Here is a 25,957-nt window from a genome sequence, read left to right as displayed (position 1 = left end):
CTCCTGCCCTGTTTTCTCTTACCTGTTGCTTATTGCCTTTACCTAAATTTATTATCGCAATCAAGTTTGAAATTTTGAATTTTCTAAAGAAATTTTCTGGAATTTCTTAACTTCTGAGCCACACGCTAAAGCGTAACATTTACGCGCTGCTATCTATTTATATTTTCCTGGATTTACTGGAATTGATTTTGTAGTATAAATGCAATTAATAGTAATATCTGAACGATGGCACAGTATAGTTTTAAACAGTCATTCTCTGCTGAACCCAGCATCAGCGATCAACTTTTTGACTTAATGGAAGTCACATTTCCCGGACTCACGAGTTTAGCAGAATGTGCAAGAAAACTAGGTGCATCCTGGGAAACAGCTTCAACTCCCTTTATTCGCTTTCATGATGATATAGCTGTTACCCATGTGGGAGTGTTAGAAATTCCTATGCAAATTATGGGACAAAAGCTCACAGTAGGAGGAATTCATGGAGTAGCTACCCGTCTAGAATTTCGCCGGAGAGGGTATTACCGCGAAGTGATGGAGGAAGTGCTAGGATATTGCGATCGCATTTACGAAACTTTGGTACTAACAACACCACAGCCAGAATTTTACTTACCTTTTGGCTTTCGTGTAGTCGAAGAACATATCTTCAAAGTTAAATGTGACTCTACAGATAGCACTGATAGCTTCAGAACACTGGATTTTACAGATACCAAAGATTACACATTGCTACACAGACTTTTAGAAACACGCGCCCCTGTCTCTAACATAGTTGGCGTAGTCAAGGAAAAACCTGTGTTCTGTGTCAATGAAGGAAGTCGTACTTTATACTATGCAGAAGATTTAGATTTAATCGCCTGCATGGAGATAGAAGATACCCGACTTCATCTTTTTGATCTCGTAACACCGCAGATATGCTCTTTGAAGAATATTCTTGCTAAGATATCTCAACCCATTGAAGAAGTAGTGATTTACTTTAGTCCAGAACTTTTAGATGTTAAAGATGTGGAAGCATTCCCTCATACGTTTGACGAAACTGTGCTGATGGTGCGTGGTAAATTTGCAGCAGAAGGGGAGAAATTTATGCTGCCTCGTTCTGCAAGGTGTTGAGTTAGAGCTTGTCATGTAACAACCTTGCCTCTTTTGAGCTAGAAATGCCTTCTCAGTAAGCTTTCTAGATAATAAATTGTAAAAGTTGTTTCTTGACAGGCTCTTACTCAAAAATAATTAAATCATAATAGAATTGAAAATTTCATCATTATGACTGCTTTATGATGTATCAAACTGACCCGCCGCGATCGCCAAAAGATGTATTGCCGACCATGTACGATCTTCCTAGTGAAGATCCAGAGGAGCCTGGTTTGCCCGATCAGTTTCATTTATTGCAACCTCGTCTGTTAGACGAAACCTTTCGTCCACAGAATTATCCTAGTGATGAGATATTTGTTGCTAGCGATCTGAATCTTTATTACGATCCGCGCCATCCACTGTGGCATAAGCGACCAGATTGGTTTGCTGTTTTAGGTGTTTCCCGTTTATACGAACAACGAGATTTACGCTTAAGTTATGTTGTTTGGCAAGAGGGAGTTCACCCTTTTATTGTGGTTGAATTGCTGTCTCCAGGTACTGAAAAAGAAGACTTAGGGCAGACATTACGGGATATCAAGCAACCACCAGGAAAATGGGAAGTGTATGAACGGATTCTACGTGTTCCTTATTATGTAGTATTTGATCGGTACAAATATGAGTTTAGGGTATTTAAATTGGAAGGTGGTCGTTATGCTGAGATAACACTCTCAGAGCCACGTTTCTGGATACCGGAATTAGAATTAGGCTTGGGTGTATGGCAGGGACAGTATCAAAATGTAGAACAGCCGTGGTTGCGCTGGTATGATTGGACAGGGTGCTGGGTATTGACTTCTACTGAACAAGAAAGCCAACGGGCAGAACAAGAAAGACAACGGGCTGAACGGTTGATTGCACAATTGCGTAGACACGAAGTGGCTTGTCGCTAGACATCGCTCGGCGTTGAACCCGATGTAGATAGTTAATTTTTCAAAAGTTTGCTCTTTTGTGAATAGTCTGTATAGCCTTGAATATTCTCTGGTTCAAATTGACCCAGTACACGCGAAGCTTCGCGTGTTAAATCCTCATTTCCGGTAACTACAATTAGGTATTTACCAGCATTCAGACGGTTACGATAGGGTAAAGCATCGCCACTGCCAACTGTTATGCCAGTTCCTTGACCGATTAAACTAGCCCCCAAAGCACCGCCTATCGCTCCTAATATACCAGCAAGAAATTCATTACCAAATCGAGCAAACTGGGGAAATAGTTCAACTTCTGTGAGATGGTTGAAGGCATAACCTGCAACAAATCCAAAGATTACAAGCCCCCCAAAGAGCCGAGTTGATTGTTTACGGGCTTGCTTGTCGGGATCAATCATTCCAAATTCATCAGCACTTAGATAACCATCTCCCAAAATATTCACTTGTGAAGTTGGCAAGCCTGCTTTTTCCAAAGCAGAGTAAGCGGCTTCTACTTGTATTCGATCTGGTAAAACTGCAACAAGGTAATTCATAAAGATTTCCTTTTTAACAAAAATTTTTTGTGCAAAATTAATACAACTGTTGAATACGATCCGAGCTATTCTGGCTTTTTGTGCCATTGCCCATCGTTGCCTTTTTCATAATCGCGTTTCACAGCGCTCCAAGCAACACGAAAGACACGCTCCTCTTCATCATATTCTTCTTGAGCATTGTTAAATGCAGCCCGAAAAATTTCTTGGGCGTGCTTGGGTAAGTGATCTTTAACTGAATCAGGTAAGTCTGCAATCTCTTGGTAAGGTATAAATTTCTTTTCCTTACTTGTGTTAAATATAGCGGTTCTTGGCCCTTGTAATGTACAAAAACCCAACCCCCTAAGAGCAAGCTAGGAGAGCCAGGTGGTTTCATACAACCAGAGAAAAACTAAAACCGGGTTTCAAAGCCTCTCGAACTTTTGGGGAGAGGAATGGAAGTGGAGTAAAAAGCCATGCCACAAAACAAGAAATCAATACTTATATATTTTTCTTTTTTCGTATAAAAGCACCCTGCTAAGAGCAAGCTGGGAGAGGGGTCTATAATATAATCCCATCTTTTTGTAATTAAAAATACTTAGTGGTTGCAAATTTTGTCCCCAAATTACACTACTTTAAATAATTCGTAATTATTAACTACGAATTATTTAAAGTTATGATGGTGTTAGAAACTAATTATTTGTGGCTTAAAACTCGATGTACTATCCCAATAATTAACCTGGGTAATATTCACCTTAAGCAAAGCAATATCGGGTTCGTCCAATCCTTTAGGAAACCAGGTTTGAAGTTCCGGCTTCCATAACTCTCGCATCTTGTTGCGGTCTTTTACGAGTTGTGATCTACCTGAGATAGAAACGTATCGCTGCTGTTCGGGTGACGAAAAACTAACATTGACCTGCTCATGCTGTTCAATCTCAGTTACCTTATGAGAACCAGCATAAGTAAAAAACCAGAGTGTGGCTTCAGAGTTAATCTCACCACTTTTTGACATAGGGTAACTATGCAAACTTCCATGATCATCGACTGTGGTAAACATACCATAATCAATATTTTTGATTAGTTCATGCAGCTTGTAAATTTCTTGAGCGCGGTCTGTAGAAGTTGCCATTGTTTGTACTATTTTCTCTATTTTGATTACAACCAGCTTGTAGGATGGTAAAGTTATGTTTTAGTATTAGCTTTTTTAGTTTAAATTGCGTGAGCCTATAGATGTAATTCTATTAAAATTAGCTCTTTTATTTCTATCTATAGAGATATTGATTGAGAGTGAATATTCTGAGTACACACATTTAGTCATAGGAAGATGAACTTTATGCTTATTTCTTTAGACCTAAATTTTATAATTTTTGTCCTTAACGTAGCGTAAAATCTTCTTTACTAGTAACAAAGTAAATTAAAATCAAGCCTACCTTGCTGTGGTTAACAATAGTATCTATTTTTACTTTGCAGTGTGCTTTCTACTCATAGCACCCTATATATAGGATTACTATTTGATTTTTGAACAAAATTAGGTATGTAGAGTGTGTTAGAACGGAGTTCGTAACGCACTATGATCATGGGTTTGATGCGTTACGCTGTCGCTAACACATCCTACGTATATTTTCAGAAATCAAACCGGATTCCTATATATTCTCAAAATTCCTATTTACGACAATCCAGACCGGAATTATTACTAGTTGGATTGTATAAGATACTTGTGATAATTTAAGCATTAACCACAATTAGAGGTTGAAAATGGCGACTACATCCAACGTCCAGATTACCATCGCCTTGCAAGAGCCTGGTTTAGATGACGATGAACTGCAAGACGAAACGCAGAGACTATTGCAACAGATGCTGGAACTGGATGAAGTGGAAGATGCTAGTCTTTACCGTCAAGCAGAAGCACCGGAAGGAAGCAAGTCAATTACAGGGCTAGCTGTGGGTTGGCTAACAACGCAGGTGAATGCTAAGAGTATTAAAGCACTGATGGGATTTTTAGGCGATCGCCTTGGCAACAAAACCATTGAACTAGAAATTGAGGCCAATGGCAAGAAACTCAAAGTAAAAGCCAGTAGTCGGCAAGAGTTAGAAGCAGCAATTGAGGCAGCACAGAAATTTGTAGCAGGATAGAGAATCTTAGATGGTTAAGGTAGCATTGCTGATTGGGGTGAGTGAATACGGAAACGGTCTTTCTTCGTTACCTGCGGCTCCCAAAGATGTGGATGCGATGCGGGAAGTATTGGAGAATATTGAAATCGGTGGTTTTGATCAGGTGACACCGTTGATAAATCCTGAGCGACAGGCGATGGAAGAAGCTATTTATACATTGTTTGCAAATCGTAAAAAAGATGATCTCCTTTTACTGTTTTTCTCAGGTCATGGGGTTAAAGACGATAGTGGCAATCTTTATTTAGCTGCTCATAATACCCGCAAAGAGCAAGAAGCTCTTGTTCAACCAACAGCAGTAGCAGCAAGTTATGTACAAAACACCATGAGCAATAGCCGCTCAAAGCGTCAGGTAGTGATTTTGGATTGTTGCTTTAGTGGCGCTTTTGCTGAGGGAATGAAAGCCAAAGATGATGGTTCTGTGCCTGTTCAACAACAATTAGGTGGAGAGGGACGAGCTGTTCTCACCTCTTCGACTTCTACGCAGTATTCTTTTGAGCATCAGGGTTTTGATCTCTCGGTTTATACCCATTTTTTAGTTGAGGGTCTCAAAACCGGAATAGCAGATCGAGATAAGGATGGCGGAGTTTCTATTGATGAGTTGCATGAATACGCCAGTGAGAAAGTTCAAGAAACCGCTCCCGGAAAAATGAAGCCCAAAATTTATGTGGTGGAGGAAGGCTTTAAAATACTGCTGGCTAAAGTGCAAACTGAAGATCCTAAGCTGAAGTATCGCCAAGAAGTTGAGCGTCGCCTCAAAGACGGTAAAATTCCTTCTATTACCCGCAATCTATTAGACCTTAAACAGGGAAGTTTAGGAATACTTCCTGAACAAGCTGCTGCCATCGAGGCCGAAGTACTCAAACCTTATCGAGAATACGAAGCAAAATTGCAGCAATACGAGCAGGTATTATCTGAAGCAATTGAAGCTGAGAATCCTTTAACTGAGTACACTCGCAACCAGTTAAAAGATTATCAAGAATTTTGGGGACTTAGAGATAAAGATGTAGAACTAATTGAGAATCGAATTATTCCACGCCTACAAGAGCAACGACTACAGCCAGCGAATCCTCCTCAACCTTCAAACCTGAGTCCTAAAAATCTTGATACTCAGATAAAAACGAGTATCGAGAGTGAACAACTTTTTGAGGCATTAATACGTCCAAAAAGAAACCTTTCTATTTTTGCCTTACCTGTATTTGCAAAATATTTAGCAGGTATTACCACTATTCTAGTTATATTAATTGCCGTCTATTTTCAACAATACTTGATACCTAATTCCAAGCCTACACAAAAAGCTCAACCATCAAACGCGGGATCTGAAATTATTAAACCAAAAATTAATAATACTGAATTGGCAATAATCAACAAATATGAAATTATGATTTACTTTTACAAAAATAGGCAGGATTTATTCAAAGCTAAAAATGATATTCAAACTCAATTGAAAAAAAGTGGTTTTAAAGGAAAGATAGTTTCAGAGGAAATTGATAAATCATTTTTTGAAAAACGTAATTTTACTCGTCCTCTGGCTTATGAAATTCGTTATAGTTCAGATGAAGAAAAAGCTGCTGCTATTTTTGAAAAAATCTTGCAAGAAATCTATCCAGCAGATAAACTTTTTAAAAAGGCCATTGGAAGTAATACTCCAGATTCTATTTCCATCTTTCTTGGCCCTTGAGTTTAGTTTTGCTATGTGTAAGTAAATATTTTGGCTGCTAAAGCAGCGACAATTAACGTATAATAATGGTAATTTATAGCATTTTATCTTCCTGGTATTTGGCTTGTAGTAACTGAACAAGATTTAAAATTTCCTGCAATGTCCTATTACAGCACTGATCGCCACTCATGGCTTGTTCTCAGAGTGCTAATATATTAAGTCCTGACCAATAGAGTATTGTTACTCAAAAATTCTGTTAAAAAATTTGTACCCTCAGAATGAGCCTCTTCAACCTCTAGTAGGAGTGTCATGTTCCATTAAGCGCCTACTATGAAGAACTAGATAATCTAAATCGCAGTATATCTGCCTTTCAAATTATGGACTGGAAGTACAGGTGGAAAAATGGCTATAAACCAAGCCGAGATGAAGCGGCAAAAAACCCTCATTTGTTAGATGAGAGTCAGTTCGAGAACGAGCAAGACCGAAAGCTAGCTGAAGAATCAGCAAGGAAGCATTTGGGTATACCTGCACCAACCTTAGACGAAGATCAATCAATATTACCTCATTAGTTTCATCTAATGAACAAGCTTGATAACGCCATTTCCAAAAAAATTTTTGCAACAAATAAACTGGCTATAGGGGCGTACAGAAGATGTACACCCCTAATTATGTATCTCTAGTACTATGTACGCTCCACACCATTAGGATGTTCGATAAAATGCAGATTTCTCAAATTTTTAATCGATTAAACAATAGCAAATTTACTAAGTTACTCAGTCAAACAGTAGCTTTAAGCGTAGGTGCTTTTGTTCTCCTCTCAAGTACTAATGCTAATGCCGCCGAGCAAGTTGTTTTAAAGTATGGTACTTTTCAGGGGCAAGTTTCTGTTCAAGAATTAAGTCAGTTTACAGAAACAGGTAAGACTACCCCGACACTACAAGCTTATTTGGATGCCGCTCAACAAGACCCCGCAGTAGCTCGTAAGGCACTAAAGGCCCCAATAAAAGCCGATCCTGCCTTTTTAAATAACTTACTGTCAAGCTGGGCAGGGCCAATTTTAGTTAACCAAATTGGTGAAGTAGTTCATCCCCCCGCAGGACAATTAGATCAGCAGGCGCTGCGAAGTGCTTTAAGTACATCTATTCAACAAAATGGTGAAGTTACACTCCTTGGAGCCATTCAGAATTATCCTAATACTTCTGTTGAACTTGAAGGCGATCGCCTTATCTCTGTTTATGAACGCCTAAGCAGTCTTGCAGAACTCTTATGATAGCTAGTTCCTGCTGAAATTTAATACCCATGAGTCTATCTTAGGGTTCTATACTGTGACTGAGAAATTCCCTAACGTAATTGTAGAGTTAGGGAAAAGTTTATATGACAACTGACGTTTCTAGAAATATTAACAAAGATGCTAATGGAGCGCTGATAAGTGGTGTTCTCCTAAGTGTTTTCGGGGTGATTGCGATCGCAGCGCCTAATTTCACCACCCTATTCGCCGAGACTTGGATTGCGGTGATTTTGATTTTCGCTGGATTTACAAAACTAGTTTATGCCACTCAAACCCGCCAGGAAGGAGGTTTCATCTGGAAACTTCTATTGAGCGGACTCTATATAGCAACGGGTATAATGCTGTTTGTTTATCCTTTTACAGGTATTCTCACACTGACTCTGTTACTTGGCAGCTTTTTGCTGGCTGAAGGTACATTCGAGCTAATTCTCGCATTCCGGTTACGTCCGCAAAATAACTGGACGTGGATATTAGGTGATGGCATTATTACACTGGTCTTAGGTGCAATGATTTGGTTCCAGTGGCCCTTCAATGCGCCCTGGCTTCTTGGCACACTAGTTGGTGTCAGCATTATTTTCACTGGCATTTCACGCGTAATGCTGTCATTGAATGCGCGTTCTACTTCAAATCCTCCTGGCCAAGCTGCAAATCCTACTTAAAGTATGGGGAATGGGGAATGGGAAAAAGCAATGCCCCATTTCCAAATTTGAATAATCAAAGTTTACTAAAAGATTGCAGCAGCGATGCCCACTACGGGCTACGCCTACGCCAAGAAAATTGCTAAATTAACTAAGGAAATCAAAATCAAGGCCAGCTAGCTGCAATCTACGATGGTATCTATTGCTACTCCCTTCTCGGATATTCAAAACCATTGGGCACGCTTATTTATTACAGCCTTAGCCCAACGTGGTATTGTTAGTGGGTCGCCAAATGGCACATATCGCCCCGATAACTCACTCACTCGTGCTGAATTTGCCGCCATCATCGCCAACGCATTTGGCACAGTTACCAAGAAGCGGCAATATGTACCTTTTGTGGATGTACCCATAAATTATTGGGCAGCAGCTGCCATTCAAACAGCTTACGAAAAAGCATTTATTAGCGGGTTTCCTGATAAAAGTTTCCGCCCCGCCGAGCGAATTACTAGGGCGGAAGTTTTAATTTCCTTGGTAGCGGGCTTAGAAATTGCCACCAAGATAAAACCAGACCTCCTCTCAACACTCCCACAGATTTATCAAGATTCTATTCAGATTCCTGCGTATGGTAAAAATCAGGTAGCTATTGCCACTAGTGCTGGATTAGTGGTTAGTTTCCCAAATATCAAATTACTCAATCCCAATCTTGCAGCTACCCGTGCAGATATAGCAGTAATTATTTATCAAGCTTTGGTGTATTTAGGCGAAGCAGAAAAAATTGCCTCTAGTTACTTAGTACAGCCACCAACGCCAATACCAACACCAATACCAACGCCAACGCCAATACCAACACCTATACCCACACCCGCACCAGCCGGTAGCGTTAGGGTAAATCATACTCGGGAATTCCGAGGGGCGTGGATAGTATCTGTGTGGAATGGTGATTGGCCTTCCAAGGCGGGGCTTTCTGTTGCTCAACAGAAAGCTGAACTCACTGAGATTATTACTAAATTACAAGCGTTAAACTTCAATGCCCTTATCTTTCAGGTGCGACCGGAGGGAGACGCTTTATATGAATCGCAATTAGAGCCTTGGAGTGCTTGGATTACGGGAACTCAGGGGAAAGCACCTGAACCATTTTACGATCCTTTGGCGTTTGCGATCGCAGAATGTCACAAGCGTAATATTGAACTCCATGCTTGGTTCAACCCTTACCGCGCCAGCACTTCCACCGACCCAGCTAAAACAGTACGTCCCCACATCGCAGCGACTAATCCAGAAAGCGTTTATTTATGGAAAACTCAACGTTGGATGGACCCAGGGTTGAAAATAGTTCAAGATAGAGCTTACAACGTAATTCTCGATGTAGTGAAGCGGTACGATGTTGATGGCATTCACTTAGATGATTATTTTTATCCATACCCCATCGAGGGACAACCTTTCCCTGATAACAAAACTTATGCTGCATATCAAGCAGCTGGTGGTTCACTCAACCTTGGTGACTGGCGACGCGACAATGTTAACAGAATGGTACAGCGTCTCTGGCAGGGAATTAAAGCAGCAAAACCCGATGTGAAATTTGGTATCAGCCCCTTTGGGATTTATCGCCCCGGACAACCCACAGGTATTACTGGGTTAGATGCTTACAATGTGTTGTATGCCGACTCAAAAAAATGGTTAGAAGAAGGCTGGATTGATTATATTGCGCCTCAACTTTACTGGCGCACAGATCAAACACAACAAAGTTATTCAGCATTGCTACAGTGGTGGACACAGGTAAACACAAAGCAAAGACACGTTTACGCTGGTAACAATTTGACAGAACCAAGCAACAAGAGTCGAGAAAGTGATGAGATTGAAAAGCAGGTGAAAATTAGTCGTAGCCAAGCAGGACGGTTGTCACTGGGCAATATCTTCTTTAATCTCGGTGTTTTGACAGAAAATAGTCAGGGCATTGCTGATAAATTCCAAAGTCTGCTTTATAACAAACCTGCACTACCGCCAACTTTGCCTTGGCAGGATACAACACCACCCCCTCCACCTATTCAACTACAAGTCAATAACCGCAAACTGAGTTGGCAGCCTGGAGATAATCAACCAGTTCGTTCTTGGACACTTTATCGGCAAACTGGCGATACTTGGACAATTCAGCGAATTTTGTCTGCTGGCACAACCTTCGCTACCGTTCAACAAGCGGGAACTTATGCCGTATGTGCGGTGGATAGATTGGCCAATGAGAGTGCGGGAACAGTGATTACAGTGAGTTGAACAAAGATGCTGCTCAGATCCCCGACTTCTTCAAGAAGTCGGGGATCTAAATCCATAAGAAACGGATTAACCTTTCGGTAGATTAAGACATAATCATCAAAACTGTATATTTGGATGGGGTAACACATAATTTGCCACAAAACCTCATGCTAAATCAGTAATTTCAAGATAAACAGATGAAATTTTGATTGAATTCTAGTTAATTTGTTCCTTATCCTCATTAAGCCATGACATCCCCTGAGCCTCAAACTGATTTTGGAGAAAAAGCTCCACAAAGCTCATTTGAGCCACCTTCTGGAAAACGGCGGTGGCTTTGGTTATTTTTAGTAGCACTACTATTGTTAGGGGGCGGAACAGCCCTTGTTTGGCGTTTGCTCACTCCGCAAAATTCAGCGCCTTCAACTACTAACGCTCAACCTCAAGGGGTAAGAGTCAAAGTATCCACAGTACAAAGCGGCATAATTGAGGAAAGTTCAGATTTTATTGCTAGCCTAAAATCCCAGCGCTCAGTCATCCTCCAGCCAAGGATTCAGGGCCAAGTTAGCCAAATATTTGTGAAATCGGGAGATCCAGTAGCCGAGGGAGCGGCAATTATCCAAGTAGATCGTACACCACAAGCAGCGATCGCTCCTAACAATGCTGCACCTCAAGCATTTTTATTGCAACTGGAAAATGCCCGCACTATACTCAAATCTCTGGAAGCCCAACGCTCATCTTATGTTGCGAATGTGCAATTGTATCAGCAGACTTATGAAAAATATTCCATCCTCGCTGAACAAGGAGCCATCTCTCGACAGACTCGCAATCAGTTTGCCGACCGGCTTGCGAATGCTAAAACTAGTCTTGATGCAATTGATTCCAGGATTCAAGCCCAAAGAGCCAATATATTGCAGGCTGAAAAAACGTTGCAGCAAGCTAATGTAAATACTCAAACACAACAAATCCAATCTGACAAAATTACCGCTCCCTTTAGCGGCACTGTTGGCAACATGGCTGTGAAAGTAGGTGATTTAGTTAATACTTCCACACAATTAGTTAATCTAACGCAAAATCGGCCTTTAGAATTGAACATCTCTGTGCCATTACAGCAAGGACCGCAATTGCGTAAGGGAATGCCAGTGGAAGTAATGAATACACAAGGTCAAAAGCTGGGTAGAAGTAGGGTATTTTTCATTGCACCTACTGCTAGTAATGAAACACAAGGGATACTGATCAAAGCACTTTTTGATAATCCTAACGGTCAGCTACGTGCAGATCAATTGGTAAGGGCTAGAGTGTTTTGGAATCAGCGCCCCGGAATTTTAATCCCCACAACTGCAATGACTCGTGTAGGTGGCGACACTTTTGTTTATGTCGTTGAAACCGAAACATCTCCCCAAGGTGTATCTCAACAAGTAGCTCGACAAAAGCGTGTGAAGCTAGGCGAAATCAAAGATAATAATTACCAAGTTCTTGAAGGATTACAACCAGAGGATAAAGTTATTATCTCAGGGTTGATCAATCTTAGAGATGGTGCTGCGATCGTTCCAGAATCTTAAATGAACTACCCAGACCTACTTTGTGGAGGTCTGGGTTTCTGAATTCTACTAGATATCTCTAAATTTAATCTTGCTACAATACTTTAACAACAGATAATCACCTTGGTGAAGCAAAATAAAACTAGATTAATCTATGACATCTTTATCAGGGAAAGTTGCAATTATCACTGGTGCATCGCGGGGAATTGGACGAGCGATCGCACTAAAATTAGCTGGTAACGGCGCATCTATTGTCGTCAACTATGCGGGTAATGCAGTCAAAGCAGAGGAAGTTGTTGCAGAAATTGAAAAGTTGGGAGTAGAAGCGATCGCTATTCAAGCCGATATTAGCAAAGTACCCGACATCCAACGGCTGTTTGAGCAAACACTTGAGCGTTTTGGCAAAGTCGATATTTTGGTCAACAATGCCGGAATCGCCTTCTATAAACCGATTACTCAGGTGAGTGAAGAAGATTTCGATGCGATTTTTGCTATTAACGTCAAAGGTACCTTTTTTGCTTGCCAACAAGCCGCGCAACACCTATCAGAAGGCGGACGGATTATCAACTTTTCGTCATCAACTACGGTGATGATGCTGCCAACTTATAGCGCTTATGTTGGAACTAAGGGTGCTGTTGAACAAATTACGCGGGTATTAGCTAAAGAATTGGGTGCAAAAGCGATCGCAGTTAATGTTATTTCTCCTGGCCCTACCGATACAGAACTATTTCGAGAAGGCAAAACCCAAGAACAGATAGATCGTTTAGCTCAAATGGCTGCTTTTGGCAAGCTGGGAGATGTGCAAGAAATCGCCGATGTAGTAGCGTTTCTCGCTAGCGATGAAGCCAGATGGATCACAGGGCAAAATATCCGTGTAAATGGTGGAATCGCCTGAGATAATTAAAGCTCTCCTCATAAACCAATGCAGTTCAAATAAGCTCAAAACACTTGTAGAGACGGCGATTTATCGCGTCTCAAAAACCCAAAATTTTTTCCAGTAGCCCTTAACCCAAGCGTATTGCCTCATAAACGCGATATTCTCCGTTTAAAACCTCAGCTAGTAAACTGGGGATTGCTAGTCCTGTTAGGGTAGGCGAAAATTAGACTGCTACTCCGATTCATTCGAGCTTTTTACTCGAATATAATTGTCCCAGTGCAGCTAACAAAACGGATTGCTAAATTTGGGCTGAAAAATTTTGTATAAACCGTTTCTAGCTTATACAAATAACGGCTCGTTTATCCGGTTGTAAAGTCTGTGTTTTCGTACTAAATATCACTTCCCTGTCACCCGAAATTATGGATTTGTCCAACTTTACTACACTTCAAAACTTAGAAGCTGCCTTCGGTGGTGAATCGATGGCAAATCGCAAGTATCTGTTTTTTGCTGAGGTAGCGCGTCAACTTGGGTTTCCAGACTTGGCAAAACTTTTTAAAGAAACAGCAGATCAAGAAACTGAACACGCTTTTGCACATTTTAAGTTGCTGCATCCAGAACTAGTGGTAGAAAATGCGGCTGCTTTAACTGATGAACAAAAGCGGGAAATTATATCTCGCTGTTTATCTTTGGCAATTGAAGGCGAGACTTATGAATATACTACAATGTATCCAGAGTTTGCCGCCGATGCTCAACGCGATCGCGACAATCCTGCGGCTGAAGAATTTCTCAAACAAGTTAAAGAATCTACCGATCATGCCAACACATTTCGAGAAGCTGCACACCGTTTTGGCCTGCTAAAATTCATCGAAAATTACCACGCCGATCGCTATGCTGAAGCTTTAGAAGTATTAAACGGAGGACAAACAGCAACCAGAGTTGCAGGTGAAGATCCTAAAACTCGTAAATGGATTTGTAGACAATGCAGTATGATTTACGATCCCGTTGCTGGCGATCCCGATTCTGGGATTGCACCTGGTACACCTTTTGAAGAAATTCCTGATGATTGGGAATGTCCGATTTGTGGCGCTAGCAAAAAAACTTTTAAGCCATTTGAGGAAAAAGTTGCAGCTTAGGACAACAATTAATTAGGCACTCTTTTTAGCATATAAACGCGAAGCGTCTTAAGGATACTTCGCGTTTTCGATTATTTATTGCAACATAATTATTCTTCAATGTTCGCAAATCAGTAAGCTAATTACTAGGTGGACACAATTGCTGCACTTTTTGAGGAAGTTTCCGACACATTTGCTGGAATCCTTGAGGATTAATTTGCCACCAAGCAAATAATCCTAAACTTGTAACCCCTACAAGCAACGCCAATATTCCCCCCAGCATTACCAAGCGTTTACCCGGATTAGGTTTTGTAATTAAGGTTGGTGGAATTTCTGGGCTTGTAACTGATTCCTCTGAAGTATCTAAATCTAGATCCAAATCTAGCAAAGTTTGCGAACTTTCTGTGAAGGAAATTAATTCCTCTTGTTCTTCTAATTCCTCTTGTTCTTCTAATTCCTCTAATTCCTCTTGTTCTTCTTGTATCTCTGCTTCTATAATCTCTTCTGGCAACACCGGAGTCACAGGTACTAAGTATTCGGGAGAAACACGGCAATAAGTGAGAACAACTGACGTATTATCACGCCCATTTTTTTCGTTTGCCAAGTTAATCCAGTTGCGGACAGCATCTTCAACTGTCATCTGGCCTTTTAACACGGGTATTGCATAATCTTGCCAATATTGTTCCACCCTGTTATTATCACTTAAACCATCAGAACACAGTAGTAATATGCCATCTTCTTCCACAATAAATCGCTGAATCTTAAGACGTAAAGATTCTGCATTTCTTGTCCCCAAGGCTTGAGTTAAGGCAGTAGCATCTGTTCTAATTAATGCTTTTCGATACAAACTTTTGGCAAAGCGGACTTCTCGCGTCGCCACATCATCATCTACTGTGAGTAGCTGACAATAGTTGCGAGTAATCCAATAGGCACGGCTATCGCCAACATTAGCCAAGTAAAGTTCATGGGTATTATTTGATTGCCACCCAGTACTTGTCTGTACTCGTTGTGGAACTTGTAACGCCATGACAATAGTTGTAGCCATACGTTCTTTACCTTGACGTTTTTGTTCGTTATTGCGGGCACAAATCACATTATTTACCACCCGTAAGCTTGCTTCTAATTGTTCCTGCAATAACTCTGGTGATACAAGTACAGCTTGTTCTGTAACCTCCGCTAGTAAGGCGCGAATTTGCAACTTTACAGACTGCACTGCCAATTTACTGGCAACCTCGCCGCCTTCGTGCCCGCCAATGCCATCGCAAACAATTGACAAGTGGGAGAATAAAGGCTCATCTAAATCATTCAAATTATTCGGGTAGCAAGCGTCTTCATTTTGCGCCATAATTGGGCCAATATCTGTAGAGCCTGCCACCTTCAAAACTAGTGGTAATTCTGCCGCAGATGCTAGTAATAAACCATTGAGTTGAGTAGCAACATCATCCAACTCAATTTCCGTTTCACACATATCCTGGACTATGTTCTGCAACCCTTTAGCTACTGATGTTTTTGCAGAAGCTACCCAAAATTGCCAACATTCCCCCAGATTTTTTAAACTCAGCTTCTCATCTTCTGATGTTTGGTAGAGTTCTAACAGTCGCACACACCAACCTTGGACTCTCAAGTTGTCTACTACCAGTAAACTGCGGCTAAGTCCTAATTCTGATAAAGGTGTCCAAAGTTGGAGAATTTGCCACAGCCAATAAACTTGTCGTACCGCTGTTGCTTGCTCCCAAGCCTCAACAATAGTTGGATAGATATTTCCTGTGTCATCTATCGGCACATTTTCTAATAACAAGATATCAGTTGTATCTTCCTCACCATCACTAGCAAACCCATAAGCTTGGGGCAGATGTAACCGTTCTTGATATAACCGTAGATAAGGAATTACTTCCTTCGGTAATTCTTCAGGGACATCTGGTGGTAGTCCTGGTTGAGTATCCAGCCAAATCTGGCGAGTAATTACTCCATATCTGTCTGCTACTTTTGTGCCTGGTGTAATTTGAGCAGACAATGAGCCAGTAGCCCAAAGATAACGGTGAACCAAGGGAGTTTGGCAACTTGCACAAACACGATCTCCAATAGGATTAATGGGGCTATTACAGCCTGGATTTATACAATAAATTGTCAGTTGAGTAGAAATCATAAAAGTATAAATTTAAAAACCAATCAACTCATGAATTTCGATTACATTTAGCTGGCAATGGCTTGAAGGCTAGAATAGACTGGAATTGTGTACCGCTAGCTACACCTGGTTACTGAAAGTAATCAAAATTATTGGTAAAAAGACCAAGTTTTGCTTTCTGTAAATAACTTACGTCTGGCTGTATCTAATCGTAGAAATGGATTTACGTCAATGTAGAGTCTAGGATGGCACTATGCCAAGTTTGACCTTAATCTGGCTTCTGGCGGGAGCAGTTTTGTGTCTCATGGAACTGTTCTTACCATCGGCGTTTGTCGCCTTCATGATGGGAATTAGCGCTTTTGTGGTGGCGCTGCTGTCTGGAGTGGGTTTGGGAAATGTATGGTTGCAAGTTGTAGTTTGGCTATTACTTTCCACATTTCTAATCGTGCTTTCTCGTCGGTTTTTGCAACCACGACGACGCAAATCGAAAATTCAGGATGCAGTCATAGCTGAAACTTTAACCGAAATTCCGCCTGGTAAAACAGGGCGGGTGTTGTATGAGGGAAATTCCTGGCAAGCACGATGTGACGATGACAAATTTACTGTAGCGCCCCATCAAAGAGTTTATGTGGTTAGGAGAGAGGGTACTACTTTGATTGTGATACCAGAAAATTTGTTGAATTCTTAATTATTGAGAATGGGGAATTGGGAATGGGAAATGGGGAATTGGTTATTTTCTTTATTTCCCCATTTCGTCCATTTTCTACTCTCTTTGACATTTAATACTTAAAAAATCAGGAGATTCACAATGGAACAGTTTTTTTTGCTCGTACTTTTAGCCCTTGGTGGTTCTGCCGTCGCGGGATCTGTGAAAGTCGTCAATCAAGGCAATGAAGCTTTGGTGGAAAGATTAGGTAGTTATAACAAAAAGCTGGAACCAGGACTAAACGTGATCTTTCCTTTCATAGATAAAATTGTCTACAAAGAAACTATCCGCGAAAAAGTCTTAGATATTCCTCCACAACAGTGTATTACCCGTGACAATGTTGGCATTGAGGTAGATGCAGTGTTTTACTGGCGCATCGTGGATATGGAAAAAGCCTGGTACAAGGTAGAAAATCTCCAGGCTGCAATGATAAATATGGTGCTAACTCAAATTCGCGCTGAAATGGGGCAACTAGAGTTGGATCAAACTTTTACTGCTCGTTCTCACATTAGTGAACTTTTGCTACGGGATTTGGACGTTGCTACCGATCCTTGGGGAGTGAAAGTTACACGGGTAGAACTGCGAGATATTATTCCATCTCAGGCAGTGCGAGAATCGATGGAATTGCAAATGTCGGCAGAACGACGCAAACGGGCAGCAATTTTAACTTCTGAGGGTGAACGCGAAGCTGCTGTCAATAGCGCCAGAGGTAAAGCTGACGCGCAACTCCTAGATGCGGAAGCTCGTCAAAAATCGACAATTCTACAAGCGGAAGCTGAACAAAAGGCGATCATTTTGAAGGCTCAAGCGGAACGTCAGCAGCAAGTTTTGAAAGCGCAGGCGATCGCAGAATCAGCAGAAGTTATTGCCCAAAAACTCCAGACTAATCCCAATGCTAACAAAGCAGTGGAAGTTCTGTTTGCTTTAGGCTATCTCGATATGGGCTCAACAATTGGTAGAAGCGATAGCAGCAAGGTATTGTTTATAGATCCGCGTACTATCCCTGCTGCTTTTGAAGGTATGCGTTCCGTTATCTCAAATGGTCAGGTTGACTCTAACGAGTTGTTTTCTAAGCAAATACCAGGATTAGAAAATAACCGTCCTGGTTAGGAGTGACGAGTGGCATTGGTGTCAACTTCAATTTAAAACCCTTTTCAAAGTTCGTTTCCAGTCTCAGACTGGGAACGAGACAATCACAATTATCTACTGACAACGTTTTTCAGCTATTCTTACTGATAATTCACCCATAGAGGTTAACTTCGCTAAAATCGGCATTATCGAAGTCGTTCCTCAAAATAGCACCGGTCAATAATTCTGAATGGGCTACACCCCGTTGCGCTAACAGAAGTAAAATACGCTTTATTCCTCTCATAGAATTGGTATGATTATTGACCAGTCCCAGTAGTTTGATTTACTTGGCATTGGCTGCACAACCCAAAAAACTCTAGGGTGTGGTAAAAAACTTTAAATTTATGGCTAGATTCTAACTGCTCTTCTAAATCATGCACCGGGCATTGATGAATCGGAATTGAGACACCGCATTGCAAGCAGGTAAGGTGATGTTTGTCTTGCTGGGCTAGGCTATAGAGGGCTTCACCATTAGCCAAATTGCGTACTTGTACTATGCCTTCGAGTTTTAAGGCTTCTAAAGAACGGTAAACTGTTGCTAAACCCATACTCTGATTTGTATTACGTAATTCTACGTAAATATCCTGGGCAGAAATGCCTTTTTTGATGGTTTTCAGCAGGTTGAAAATACGCTCTTGACTGCGGGTGCGTATAGCTCTCATAGACAATTATTTAAATATGCCACTGTAGTTGAAGCTGTTAGATGGGCTAATTGATCAATTAACTTTAACTGCTTCGTAATCTTATTTTCACTCAGTTGGAACAGAAAGTTATAGTATAGCGATCGCAGCATTCAGCAAAAGCCGTGCAAACCAAGTATCTAGCCAAAATTTTTGTGACACTTCGTCCTTCAGTCTTAGACCCTGCTGGTGTGGCTGTACAATCCGGTCTTCAGCAACTGGGATACGATAACGTTGACCAGGTGCGGATTGGCAAGTACATTGAACTCACCATTACCTCAACTGAGGAAAAGAAAGCTCGTCAAGACCTCGATCGCATTTGTGACCAAATGCTAGCAAATCCTGTAATTGAAAATTACCGCTTTGAGTTGATTGAAGTCGAAACCCAAACGGGAGTCTTTTAGGGCATTGGGGATAGGGCATTGGGAATAAGGAAGAGGGGGGAGACTTGTTCAATAATTCCCCATTCCCAATTCCCCATTCCCAATTCCCAATTCCCAATTCCCCATTCCCCATTCCCCATTCCCAATTCCCCATTCCCCAATCATGAAATTTGGTGTTGTTGTTTTTCCAGGTTCTAATTGCGATCGCGATGTTGCTTATGTAACCAGAGATTTGCTTTTACAACCAACTCGTATGGTTTGGCATCAAGAAACAGACATTGCTGATTTGGATGTCGTCATCATCCCTGGTGGCTTTAGTTACGGGGATTATCTGCGCTGCGGTGCGATCGCACGTTTTTCACCCGTGATGCAACAGGTTGTTGAACACTCTCAAAAGGGCAAGTTTGTCATTGGTATTTGCAATGGTTTTCAGGTATTAACTGAAGCTCGACTTTTGCCAGGGATGTTAACCAGAAATCGGGATTTGCATTTTATTTGCGATCGCGTCCCCGTGAAAGTTGAGCGTACCAATCTCTTATGGACGCAAGGCTATACCAATAGTGAAGTTATCACTTTACCCATTGCCCACGGTGAGGGACGATTCTACGCGGATGAAGCCACTCTTAGAGAAATTGAAGATAACGGGCAAGTCGTGTTTCGTTATGAAGGCGAGAATCCAAACGGTTCACTGAACAATATTGCCGGGATTTGCAATCGTCAGGGCAATGTGTTGGGGATGATGCCGCACCCAGAAAGGGCATCTGACGCGATGCTGGGCAATAGTGATGGCTTAAGGCTCTTTCAGGGCTTGTTAGAGAAGATAGCCTAGCCTAGCCTAGAGCAAATATGGCGCGATCGCTCTCTGAAAGATAGATGAAGATTCTTCTCAAGATAGCGATCGCTCCATCACATCAAGTTTTAGAATTTGTATCACGAAGCAGTCCATCGTAGACTTACTTTTACAATTCAACGACAGAGGCAGTATTCCCTCTGTCTCCTGCCTTCTTCAACAATAATTACTAATTCGTAATTCGTAATTAAAAGGGAACGGAACACAACACCAAAATCTCCGATTTGGGGTTTAAATCCTAATTAATTCACTTACGAATTACGAATTATCAATTACGAATTATTTTAACGTACCTCTTTAAGAGTATCAATTTGCTTGGTAAACAACTCAGTAAATAAACTCAGCACAGTCCGCTCTTCGCGTACTTTTATATTGGCACTGATTGACATACCTGATTGCAATGTGACGTTTTTACCCTTAATTACTAAAGATTGTTTATCCAATGAAATTTTTGCCGGAAATCGATAAAACTGATGTGTTTGGTCTGGTGGTAATGCGTCTGATCCTATCCCTATCACTTCCCCTTTGATATCGCCAAATTCGCTGTAAGGAAAAGAGTCAATCCTCACATCTACCTTCATCCCTTTTCGCACAAAACCGATATCTTTGTTAGTGATGAAAACTTCAGCTATATAGTTTTCCTTTGGAACAATTTGCAGCATTTTTGTTGTCGGGTTCGCTACAAATCCAGGGTTTTTTGCTTGTAAATCAAAAACTGTTCCACCTACAGGCGCACGAAGTTCTTGATACTTAACGTTTAACTGTGTTTGAGAGATTTTACTATTGACATCTGCCAAACGCTGTTCATTATCTAGAATAACTTTCATGAATTGGCTATCAATTGCGGCAATACGCTGTTTGTTATCAGCTATCTTATCTAAAACGTTTTTATCAGAAACAGCCACCGTATTGCTTAATTCTTGTTGACCCTTTTCTATATCAAACTGGAGGCGTTTTTCTTCCTCACCTAGTTGTGCTACTTCCGCCGTGCGGTTTTGGACTTCTTGTTGCTGGTTGAGATACTGAAGTTGAGAAATGCCACCTTCTTCTGATAATATTTTCAGTTTATCTAAAATACCCTGTTGAATGGCTAAACTTGCTTTACTATCTTCCAGCTTAAATTTATTTTGAGCTAGTTGCTTTTTGATTTTCTCTACTTCCAACTGCGCCGCAGCAGAACGAGAATCTAGTTCTTTTTTGGCAACTCGGAGACGTTGTTGCTCATCAATTCCTAAAGTAGAATCTCGACCAGAATTTCTTAATTGAGTCCGTAATAAGTCATTTTCTTCTACTAACGCTACCCGACTTTTAAGCAGAAAAGCAGTTTCTTGTGGCAAATTACCGCGCAAATATAACAGTTCAGATCCCCCGGCAGTAGTTGCCCCCATTAATCGGCGATAAATTTGGTTTTCTTTAATTAATGCAACACGAATTTTATTCAAAGAATTTAATTCGGCAACACTGGCTATGGAATCAAAAGTCAGCAACAAATCTCCTGGCTTTACCTCTTGTCCATCTTTAACATTAACTGTTTTCACAACTCCACTAACAGGAGCCTGAACTTCTTTGACTGTTCCTTGCGGCTTTAATTGACCTGTTGCTGGCACTACTTGCTCAATTTTCGCAAAATAAGTCCAACCAATTCCAAAGCAGGCTAACCCAATGAGAGTAACCATGATTGTCCGTGACCAAACTGGAGATTGACGCAAGACAATTGCTTGCTCAAATTCCTGACTACTGGAGTTAATTAAAGACTCTTGAGCAGCTTTCTGTTGTTTTGTAAGTACCGGTGAATCTTGCTTAACTTCATTTTTCTGATTGCCGGTGTGGTGATTCCCATTAAGTTGAGTCATAACGATTTAAGATTTTGGATTTTAGGTTTTGGATTTGTTGTTGAGTGGACACTGTTCAAATTATGTAATGCTATGCTGCCAAGAATAATTAACTACAAGTTCACATCTTGTTGCTGATACAGATAATAATAATGACCTTTGGTAGCCATTAATTCTTGATGGCTACCTTGTTCTATAACTCTACTATTATCCATCACAACAATCATGTCTGCATTACTGACGGTGTTTAGTCGGTGGGTAATAAAAAATACTGTATCACCCTTAAATGCTTTGGCTAAATTGAGACATATTTGCCGTTCTGTGGGATAGTCTAGGGCGCTAGTTGCTTCATCTAAAACTAATAATTTTGGTCGTTGTAAAACAGAACGAGCGATCGCAATTCTTTGTCGTTGTCCACCTGAAAGTGCAGAACCCCGTTCTCCCACCCGCGTGTTGTAACCGTTGGGCAAGTTCATAATAAACTCATGAGCGCACGCAACCTGAGCCGCTTCGATAATTTCTTCGGTTGTCGCATCGGGATTCGTCAGAGCGATATTTTCTTGAACGCTACCGTCAAACAACAATGTTTCTTGGGGAACTACGCCAATTTGTCGTCGCAGTGAATAAAGTTCGACTTTGGCAATATCATAACCATCAATCAAAATTCTGCCGGACTCAGTTTCATAAAGTCTCAGCAACAATTTCATCATCGTACTTTTACCCGATCCACTTTGTCCGACGATGCCAATAAATTTCCCTGGCTGAAATTCGAGGTTGACGTTGGAAAGTTGCAGAGGGCCACTCGTCCCAAATCGGAAGGAAACATTTTCGTATTTTACTGCTCCCTTAATCGTCGGTAAGGGTATGTTGTAGCGGTCTGTTTCTCCTTCTTGTGGCGTATCGACAATATCGCTTAAACGTTCTAGAGATAAGGCTGTTTCTTGGAAGCTTTGCCAGAGTTGAGCTAAACGCAATATTGGGCTGGTGACGTAACCCGATATAATTCTAAAGGCAATTAGTTCGCCTAAAGTTAATTGTTGTTGCAGTACTAAATAAGCTCCTACCCACAAAACCAGTAAGCTGCTGAGTTTGTTGAGAAAGTTACTGGTGGAGTTGGCGAGGGTAGAAGTTACAACTGTTTTAAAACCAGCAGCGACAAACCGAGCGTAACGCTCTTGCCAAGAAAAGCGCGATCGCAGTTCGATATTTTGCGCTTTTACAGTTTGAATTCCTGACATCACCTCCACTAAATAAGATTGAGTTTCGGCGTTGCGTTCAGCTTTGGCACGTAACTGTCTGCTAATAGTGGGAGAAGCAATTAAGGTAATCACGATAAACACAGGAATTGTGCTTAAGCCTACCAAGGTGAGTTGCCAACTATAAATCAGCATTACACCGATATACACCACCGAGAACAGAGCATCTAATCCCACTGTTAAGGCAGTACCAGTCAAAAATTGGCGAATATTTTCTAATTCGTTGATGCGAGTGGAAAGTTCACCCACCGGTCGACGTTCAAAATAACGCAGTGGTAAACGTAATAAGTGGTCGATAATTTGCGACCCTAAACCCATATCGATCCGGTTAGTGGTATCGACAAATAAGTAAGTTCGTAAGGTAGTTAGTACTGCTTCAAATAATCCAACTACTAATAGTAAGATCCCCAAAATATGTAGTGTGCCAATACTATTTTGAGTGATAACTTTGTCGATAATTAACTGAACTACCAGAGGATTTGCCAAAGCTGCCAACTGCACGAAAAATGAGGCAATAAAGACTTCTATCAACACTCGACGGTGCTTTGATAAATATGGCAGAAACCACCGTAAACTAAAACGTTCTTGGGGTGTTTGGTTGGTAGCACTGAGCAGTAATACTCTAGCTTGAGGCGGAAAGTTGGTTGGATCAACATCTAATTGTTCAACCAATTGAGCAGGTTTACAGCGCACAATTCCTTTGGATGGGACACCAACAACCACGGTATTTGCATCTGCTGCATATAAAACTGCAAAATTATCACCATAGCGAATCAATGCTGGTGTAGGAATACGCGTTACTGAGGAGATTGGTATCTCTATTAACTGCGCCTTGAGTCCGATTAATTCTGCCAGGTAAGCAGTAACTTGAAACGATATAAGACCCTGACGTTTGACTTGCTCGGTTAAGATGCGGCGAACCACTTCTCGACGAAACGGTATTTCTAGGTGCTTCGCGATCATTTGGAAGCAGGCGAAGGCTGTATTTAATTCTCCCTTACCACTAAAAAACGGGTATTTTTGTTTTGACGAACTCTTTGAGGGATCGGGGACTGTCTGGGGAACGATTTCGTCTGATGCGTAAGGGATATCTAATTCATCATCATCTCGGCTATCTACTTGGGTGTTATTTACCGCCAGTACTATCTGATGACTATCTTCTAAGATCAAATCTGATGGATGAATACCAACTAACCGTGAAGGGTTTTGACCTATGACCTGGATCTTGTCTCGGTCGTCTTCTGCTTCTAGGCGATCGCCAGGTGATAAATTCGTGACTGTACCACCGCCACTTACAAACCAAACCCTTGCGCTATCCAGTTGGTTAAATGCAGTTTTTCCTGGTGGTAAGTAATGGATTTTTGCCTGCGGTAAGGCTTTTTCTGTAAGTTCTCTGAGATTTAAAGTTGCGATCGCTTGCTTTTGCCAATAGGAGCCGAGAATATCAAAAACTTCTATCAAATAACTGCGATTCTTGCGGGCTTCGGCAAAAGCTGGGTATGAAGCGAGAAAACTAAAATATGCCGATGCACTCAAGGTTAAACATACTACTTCGGTAGAGGCGATCGCAGTCTCGCAGGCAACATCGCGCAACAAACTAATTTCGCCGATAATTTCTCCAGGTTGCAACAATTTTAGGGTAATTGGCATTTGCGTCTGGGGGTCGTATCCCAAGAGGCGCACTTGTCCCTCATAAATAATAGTGATGCGTTCCGGGAGACTTTCTTTACCAATGATTTTTTGACCTATGCGATAGCGCCAGGCTTGCAGTTGTTCTGATAGATTAGCGATCGCTCCATCGGGTAACTGTTCAAACCCTTCTATGGTAGTGAGAAATTCGGGAAAAGTGTTCTTAATATAAGTCATATAAAACAACTAAAAGTGAGCAATTAAGTCGAAAATATTAGGGAGTATCTCTTTTACTAACAGTGGTAGTGTTTGGTTTTATGCCAGTAGTGGCAAGACTTCTGTACAATTCAGATGCCTAAATATGTAATAGTACAGAGGATAGTTTCGTCTAATTTCAGACCTGTATTTATATCACACGGTTACGATTGTTATGCGTTTTTCAAACCAAAGTATAATGTCAATAGAGCGAGGACAAGTTATCGCTTGGTTAACGACATATAATTTATACAAACTTAAAATAAATATTTAAGCATCGCAAGTATGCAAGATGGATACTCAACTTATCATCAAACCAAGATACATAAAGATGGTTGTTAAATTTAGTGTCGGCATATTCTAATTTATGATAATCAACATGAAAATATCACAGATGCCTTCCTAAGTAAATACCCTAGTTAAAAATTATGTAATAAAAAAAACTTTAAATTTCTGAATTATTTTTTACATCTTATTGAATATAGAGATTGACAAAATCACTAATGGCCAAGGATTGTAAACTTTCCTTATTAAACAGTGCCATACCCGAATTTTTGAAAGAATTATCTCTTACTTTTTTGGTAGCTTAATTTAATAAAAATTAACTGCAAAATCAAAGGTGAAGATTTATTATGACCTTAGAGGAATCAACTATTAAATTTATGAAGGAAAGACAATAATTGCCTTCAGTAAATTCACTAGTTTAATCCATATTGAGTCTCATTAATAGCTGTGCATAAAAACCTCATCTCACAACTAGGATGAGGTTGTTGGGTTTATCTAAGTAATTACTCGTACTTAATATTAGACAGGACTGACACCAAAATTTCCCTGTACAATCATGTTGTTGTAATTTTTATCACCACTATTTGGTAAATCCTCAAAACCAAAGGTGTTATTCCCCAACAGGCGAAAGCCAGTGGAAGTTATTACCCGCAAATAAAACAACCCCATCCCACAAGTGAGATGAGGTTGGAAAGCTATAACTACACAATTCAGAAAGAAGTTTGAACGGGTCAAAATAGCCTTTATATCTGGC

23 protein-coding genes are annotated in these 25,957 nt (G+C 40.8%); 15 read left to right on the top strand and 8 right to left on the bottom strand.

All coding sequences use genetic code 11. The features are described from left to right. The first annotated feature begins 225 nt into the window (after positions 1-225). Positions 226-1,101 (top strand): GNAT family N-acetyltransferase, encoded by an 876-nt coding sequence (locus tag V7K69_RS14500; RefSeq protein WP_335035441.1) that lies wholly within the window; start codon positions 226-228, stop codon positions 1,099-1,101. 164 nt (positions 1,102-1,265) lie between these two features. Beyond that, positions 1,266-2,006 (top strand): Uma2 family endonuclease, encoded by a 741-nt coding sequence (locus tag V7K69_RS14495; RefSeq protein ID WP_335035453.1) that lies wholly within the window; start codon positions 1,266-1,268, stop codon positions 2,004-2,006. Between the two features lie 32 nt (positions 2,007-2,038). On the opposite strand, the gene V7K69_RS14490 is transcribed toward V7K69_RS14495, so the two are convergent. The 3 genes from V7K69_RS14490 to V7K69_RS14480 all read right to left on the bottom strand — a co-directional run bounded on the left by V7K69_RS14490 (position 2,039) and on the right by V7K69_RS14480 (position 3,677). Next, complete coding sequence (locus V7K69_RS14490) at positions 2,039-2,572, bottom strand: hypothetical protein (protein WP_335035439.1); 534 nt, start codon at positions 2,570-2,572, stop codon at positions 2,039-2,041. A 65-nt stretch (positions 2,573-2,637) separates the two neighbouring features. Beyond that, positions 2,638-2,907, bottom strand: coding sequence for a ChaB family protein (locus tag V7K69_RS14485; RefSeq protein WP_335035437.1), 270 nt, complete (start codon positions 2,905-2,907; stop codon positions 2,638-2,640). Between the two features lie 326 nt (positions 2,908-3,233). Then, positions 3,234-3,677: a pyridoxamine 5'-phosphate oxidase family protein gene (locus tag V7K69_RS14480; RefSeq protein WP_335035435.1), complete on the bottom strand. Its 444-nt coding sequence runs from the start codon at positions 3,675-3,677 to the stop codon at positions 3,234-3,236. A 626-nt stretch (positions 3,678-4,303) separates the two neighbouring features. Between V7K69_RS14480 and V7K69_RS14475 the strand changes: the two genes are divergently transcribed. From V7K69_RS14475 to V7K69_RS14435, 9 genes are all read left to right on the top strand, one after another. Further along, positions 4,304-4,681 carry a hypothetical protein gene (locus V7K69_RS14475; protein WP_335035433.1) on the top strand — a complete coding sequence of 126 codons (378 nt, stop codon included), beginning with the start codon at positions 4,304-4,306 and terminating at the stop codon, positions 4,679-4,681. A gap of 10 nt (positions 4,682-4,691) precedes the next feature. Beyond that, on the top strand, positions 4,692-6,398 hold the full coding sequence (locus V7K69_RS14470) for a caspase family protein (RefSeq protein ID WP_335035431.1): 1,707 nt from the start codon (positions 4,692-4,694) through the stop codon (positions 6,396-6,398). A 356-nt stretch (positions 6,399-6,754) separates the two neighbouring features. Further along, the gene (locus tag V7K69_RS14465; protein WP_114080614.1) at positions 6,755-6,946 is read left to right on the top strand and encodes a bromodomain-containing protein; all 192 of its coding nucleotides are present in this window, start codon (positions 6,755-6,757) and stop codon (positions 6,944-6,946) included. A 149-nt stretch (positions 6,947-7,095) separates the two neighbouring features. Beyond that, complete coding sequence (locus V7K69_RS14460; RefSeq protein WP_335035428.1) at positions 7,096-7,647, top strand: alpha/beta hydrolase; 552 nt, start codon at positions 7,096-7,098, stop codon at positions 7,645-7,647. Positions 7,648-7,751: 104 nt separating this feature from the next. Next, complete coding sequence (locus tag V7K69_RS14455) at positions 7,752-8,324, top strand: HdeD family acid-resistance protein (RefSeq protein ID WP_335035426.1); 573 nt, start codon at positions 7,752-7,754, stop codon at positions 8,322-8,324. A gap of 171 nt (positions 8,325-8,495) precedes the next feature. After that, positions 8,496-10,568 carry a glycoside hydrolase family 10 protein gene (locus tag V7K69_RS14450; RefSeq protein ID WP_335035424.1) on the top strand — a complete coding sequence of 691 codons (2,073 nt, stop codon included), beginning with the start codon at positions 8,496-8,498 and terminating at the stop codon, positions 10,566-10,568. 227 nt (positions 10,569-10,795) lie between these two features. Beyond that, positions 10,796-12,106, top strand: a complete 1,311-nt coding sequence (locus V7K69_RS14445; RefSeq protein ID WP_335035422.1) for an efflux RND transporter periplasmic adaptor subunit — start codon at positions 10,796-10,798, stop codon at positions 12,104-12,106. A gap of 133 nt (positions 12,107-12,239) precedes the next feature. Then, positions 12,240-12,980, top strand: a complete 741-nt coding sequence (locus tag V7K69_RS14440; protein ID WP_335035420.1) for an SDR family oxidoreductase — start codon at positions 12,240-12,242, stop codon at positions 12,978-12,980. A gap of 401 nt (positions 12,981-13,381) precedes the next feature. Next, positions 13,382-14,095 carry a rubrerythrin family protein gene (locus V7K69_RS14435; protein WP_335035419.1) on the top strand — a complete coding sequence of 238 codons (714 nt, stop codon included), beginning with the start codon at positions 13,382-13,384 and terminating at the stop codon, positions 14,093-14,095. Positions 14,096-14,213: 118 nt separating this feature from the next. Here V7K69_RS14435 and V7K69_RS14430 read toward each other — a convergent pair whose 3' ends face one another. Then, positions 14,214-16,220, bottom strand: coding sequence for a 4-Cys prefix domain-containing protein (locus V7K69_RS14430; protein ID WP_335035417.1), 2,007 nt, complete (start codon positions 16,218-16,220; stop codon positions 14,214-14,216). A gap of 232 nt (positions 16,221-16,452) precedes the next feature. Between V7K69_RS14430 and V7K69_RS14425 the strand changes: the two genes are divergently transcribed. Together V7K69_RS14425 and V7K69_RS14420 are read left to right on the top strand one after the other, a co-directional pair. Beyond that, a complete protein-coding gene (locus V7K69_RS14425) occupies positions 16,453-16,887 on the top strand; it encodes an NfeD family protein (RefSeq protein WP_012412773.1) in 435 nt (144 codons plus the stop codon). Positions 16,888-17,007: 120 nt separating this feature from the next. After that, positions 17,008-18,015, top strand: coding sequence for an SPFH domain-containing protein (locus V7K69_RS14420; RefSeq protein WP_335035415.1), 1,008 nt, complete (start codon positions 17,008-17,010; stop codon positions 18,013-18,015). A 275-nt stretch (positions 18,016-18,290) separates the two neighbouring features. Here V7K69_RS14420 and V7K69_RS14415 read toward each other — a convergent pair whose 3' ends face one another. Beyond that, positions 18,291-18,695 carry a Fur family transcriptional regulator gene (locus tag V7K69_RS14415; protein WP_335035413.1) on the bottom strand — a complete coding sequence of 135 codons (405 nt, stop codon included), beginning with the start codon at positions 18,693-18,695 and terminating at the stop codon, positions 18,291-18,293. Between the two features lie 143 nt (positions 18,696-18,838). Between V7K69_RS14415 and purS the strand changes: the two genes are divergently transcribed. Together purS and purQ are read left to right on the top strand one after the other, a co-directional pair. After that, positions 18,839-19,117 carry a phosphoribosylformylglycinamidine synthase subunit PurS gene (gene purS, locus V7K69_RS14410; RefSeq protein ID WP_012412776.1) on the top strand — a complete coding sequence of 93 codons (279 nt, stop codon included), beginning with the start codon at positions 18,839-18,841 and terminating at the stop codon, positions 19,115-19,117. Positions 19,118-19,259: 142 nt separating this feature from the next. Next, positions 19,260-19,925, top strand: a complete 666-nt coding sequence (gene purQ / locus V7K69_RS14405) for a phosphoribosylformylglycinamidine synthase subunit PurQ (RefSeq protein ID WP_335035410.1) — start codon at positions 19,260-19,262, stop codon at positions 19,923-19,925. Positions 19,926-20,230: 305 nt separating this feature from the next. Here the strand turns inward: purQ and V7K69_RS14400 are convergent, their stop codons facing one another. The 3 genes from V7K69_RS14400 to V7K69_RS14390 form a co-directional block, all read right to left on the bottom strand. Continuing rightward, positions 20,231-21,799 carry an HlyD family efflux transporter periplasmic adaptor subunit gene (locus V7K69_RS14400; RefSeq protein ID WP_335035408.1) on the bottom strand — a complete coding sequence of 523 codons (1,569 nt, stop codon included), beginning with the start codon at positions 21,797-21,799 and terminating at the stop codon, positions 20,231-20,233. A gap of 92 nt (positions 21,800-21,891) precedes the next feature. Then, the gene (locus tag V7K69_RS14395) at positions 21,892-24,900 is read right to left on the bottom strand and encodes a peptidase domain-containing ABC transporter (RefSeq protein WP_335035406.1); all 3,009 of its coding nucleotides are present in this window, start codon (positions 24,898-24,900) and stop codon (positions 21,892-21,894) included. Between the two features lie 822 nt (positions 24,901-25,722). After that, entirely contained in the window at positions 25,723-25,938 is a 216-nt protein-coding gene (locus tag V7K69_RS14390; RefSeq protein ID WP_335035404.1) for a hypothetical protein, read from the bottom strand. Between the last annotated feature and the right edge of the window lie 19 nt (positions 25,939-25,957).

It is taken from the genome of Nostoc sp., from assembly GCF_036917775.1.
In the GTDB taxonomy this organism is placed as follows: Bacteria; Cyanobacteriota; Cyanobacteriia; order Cyanobacteriales; family Nostocaceae; genus Nostoc.
Note: the sequence above shows the minus strand (reverse complement) of the source record. Positions and strands in the feature narration are given on the sequence as shown.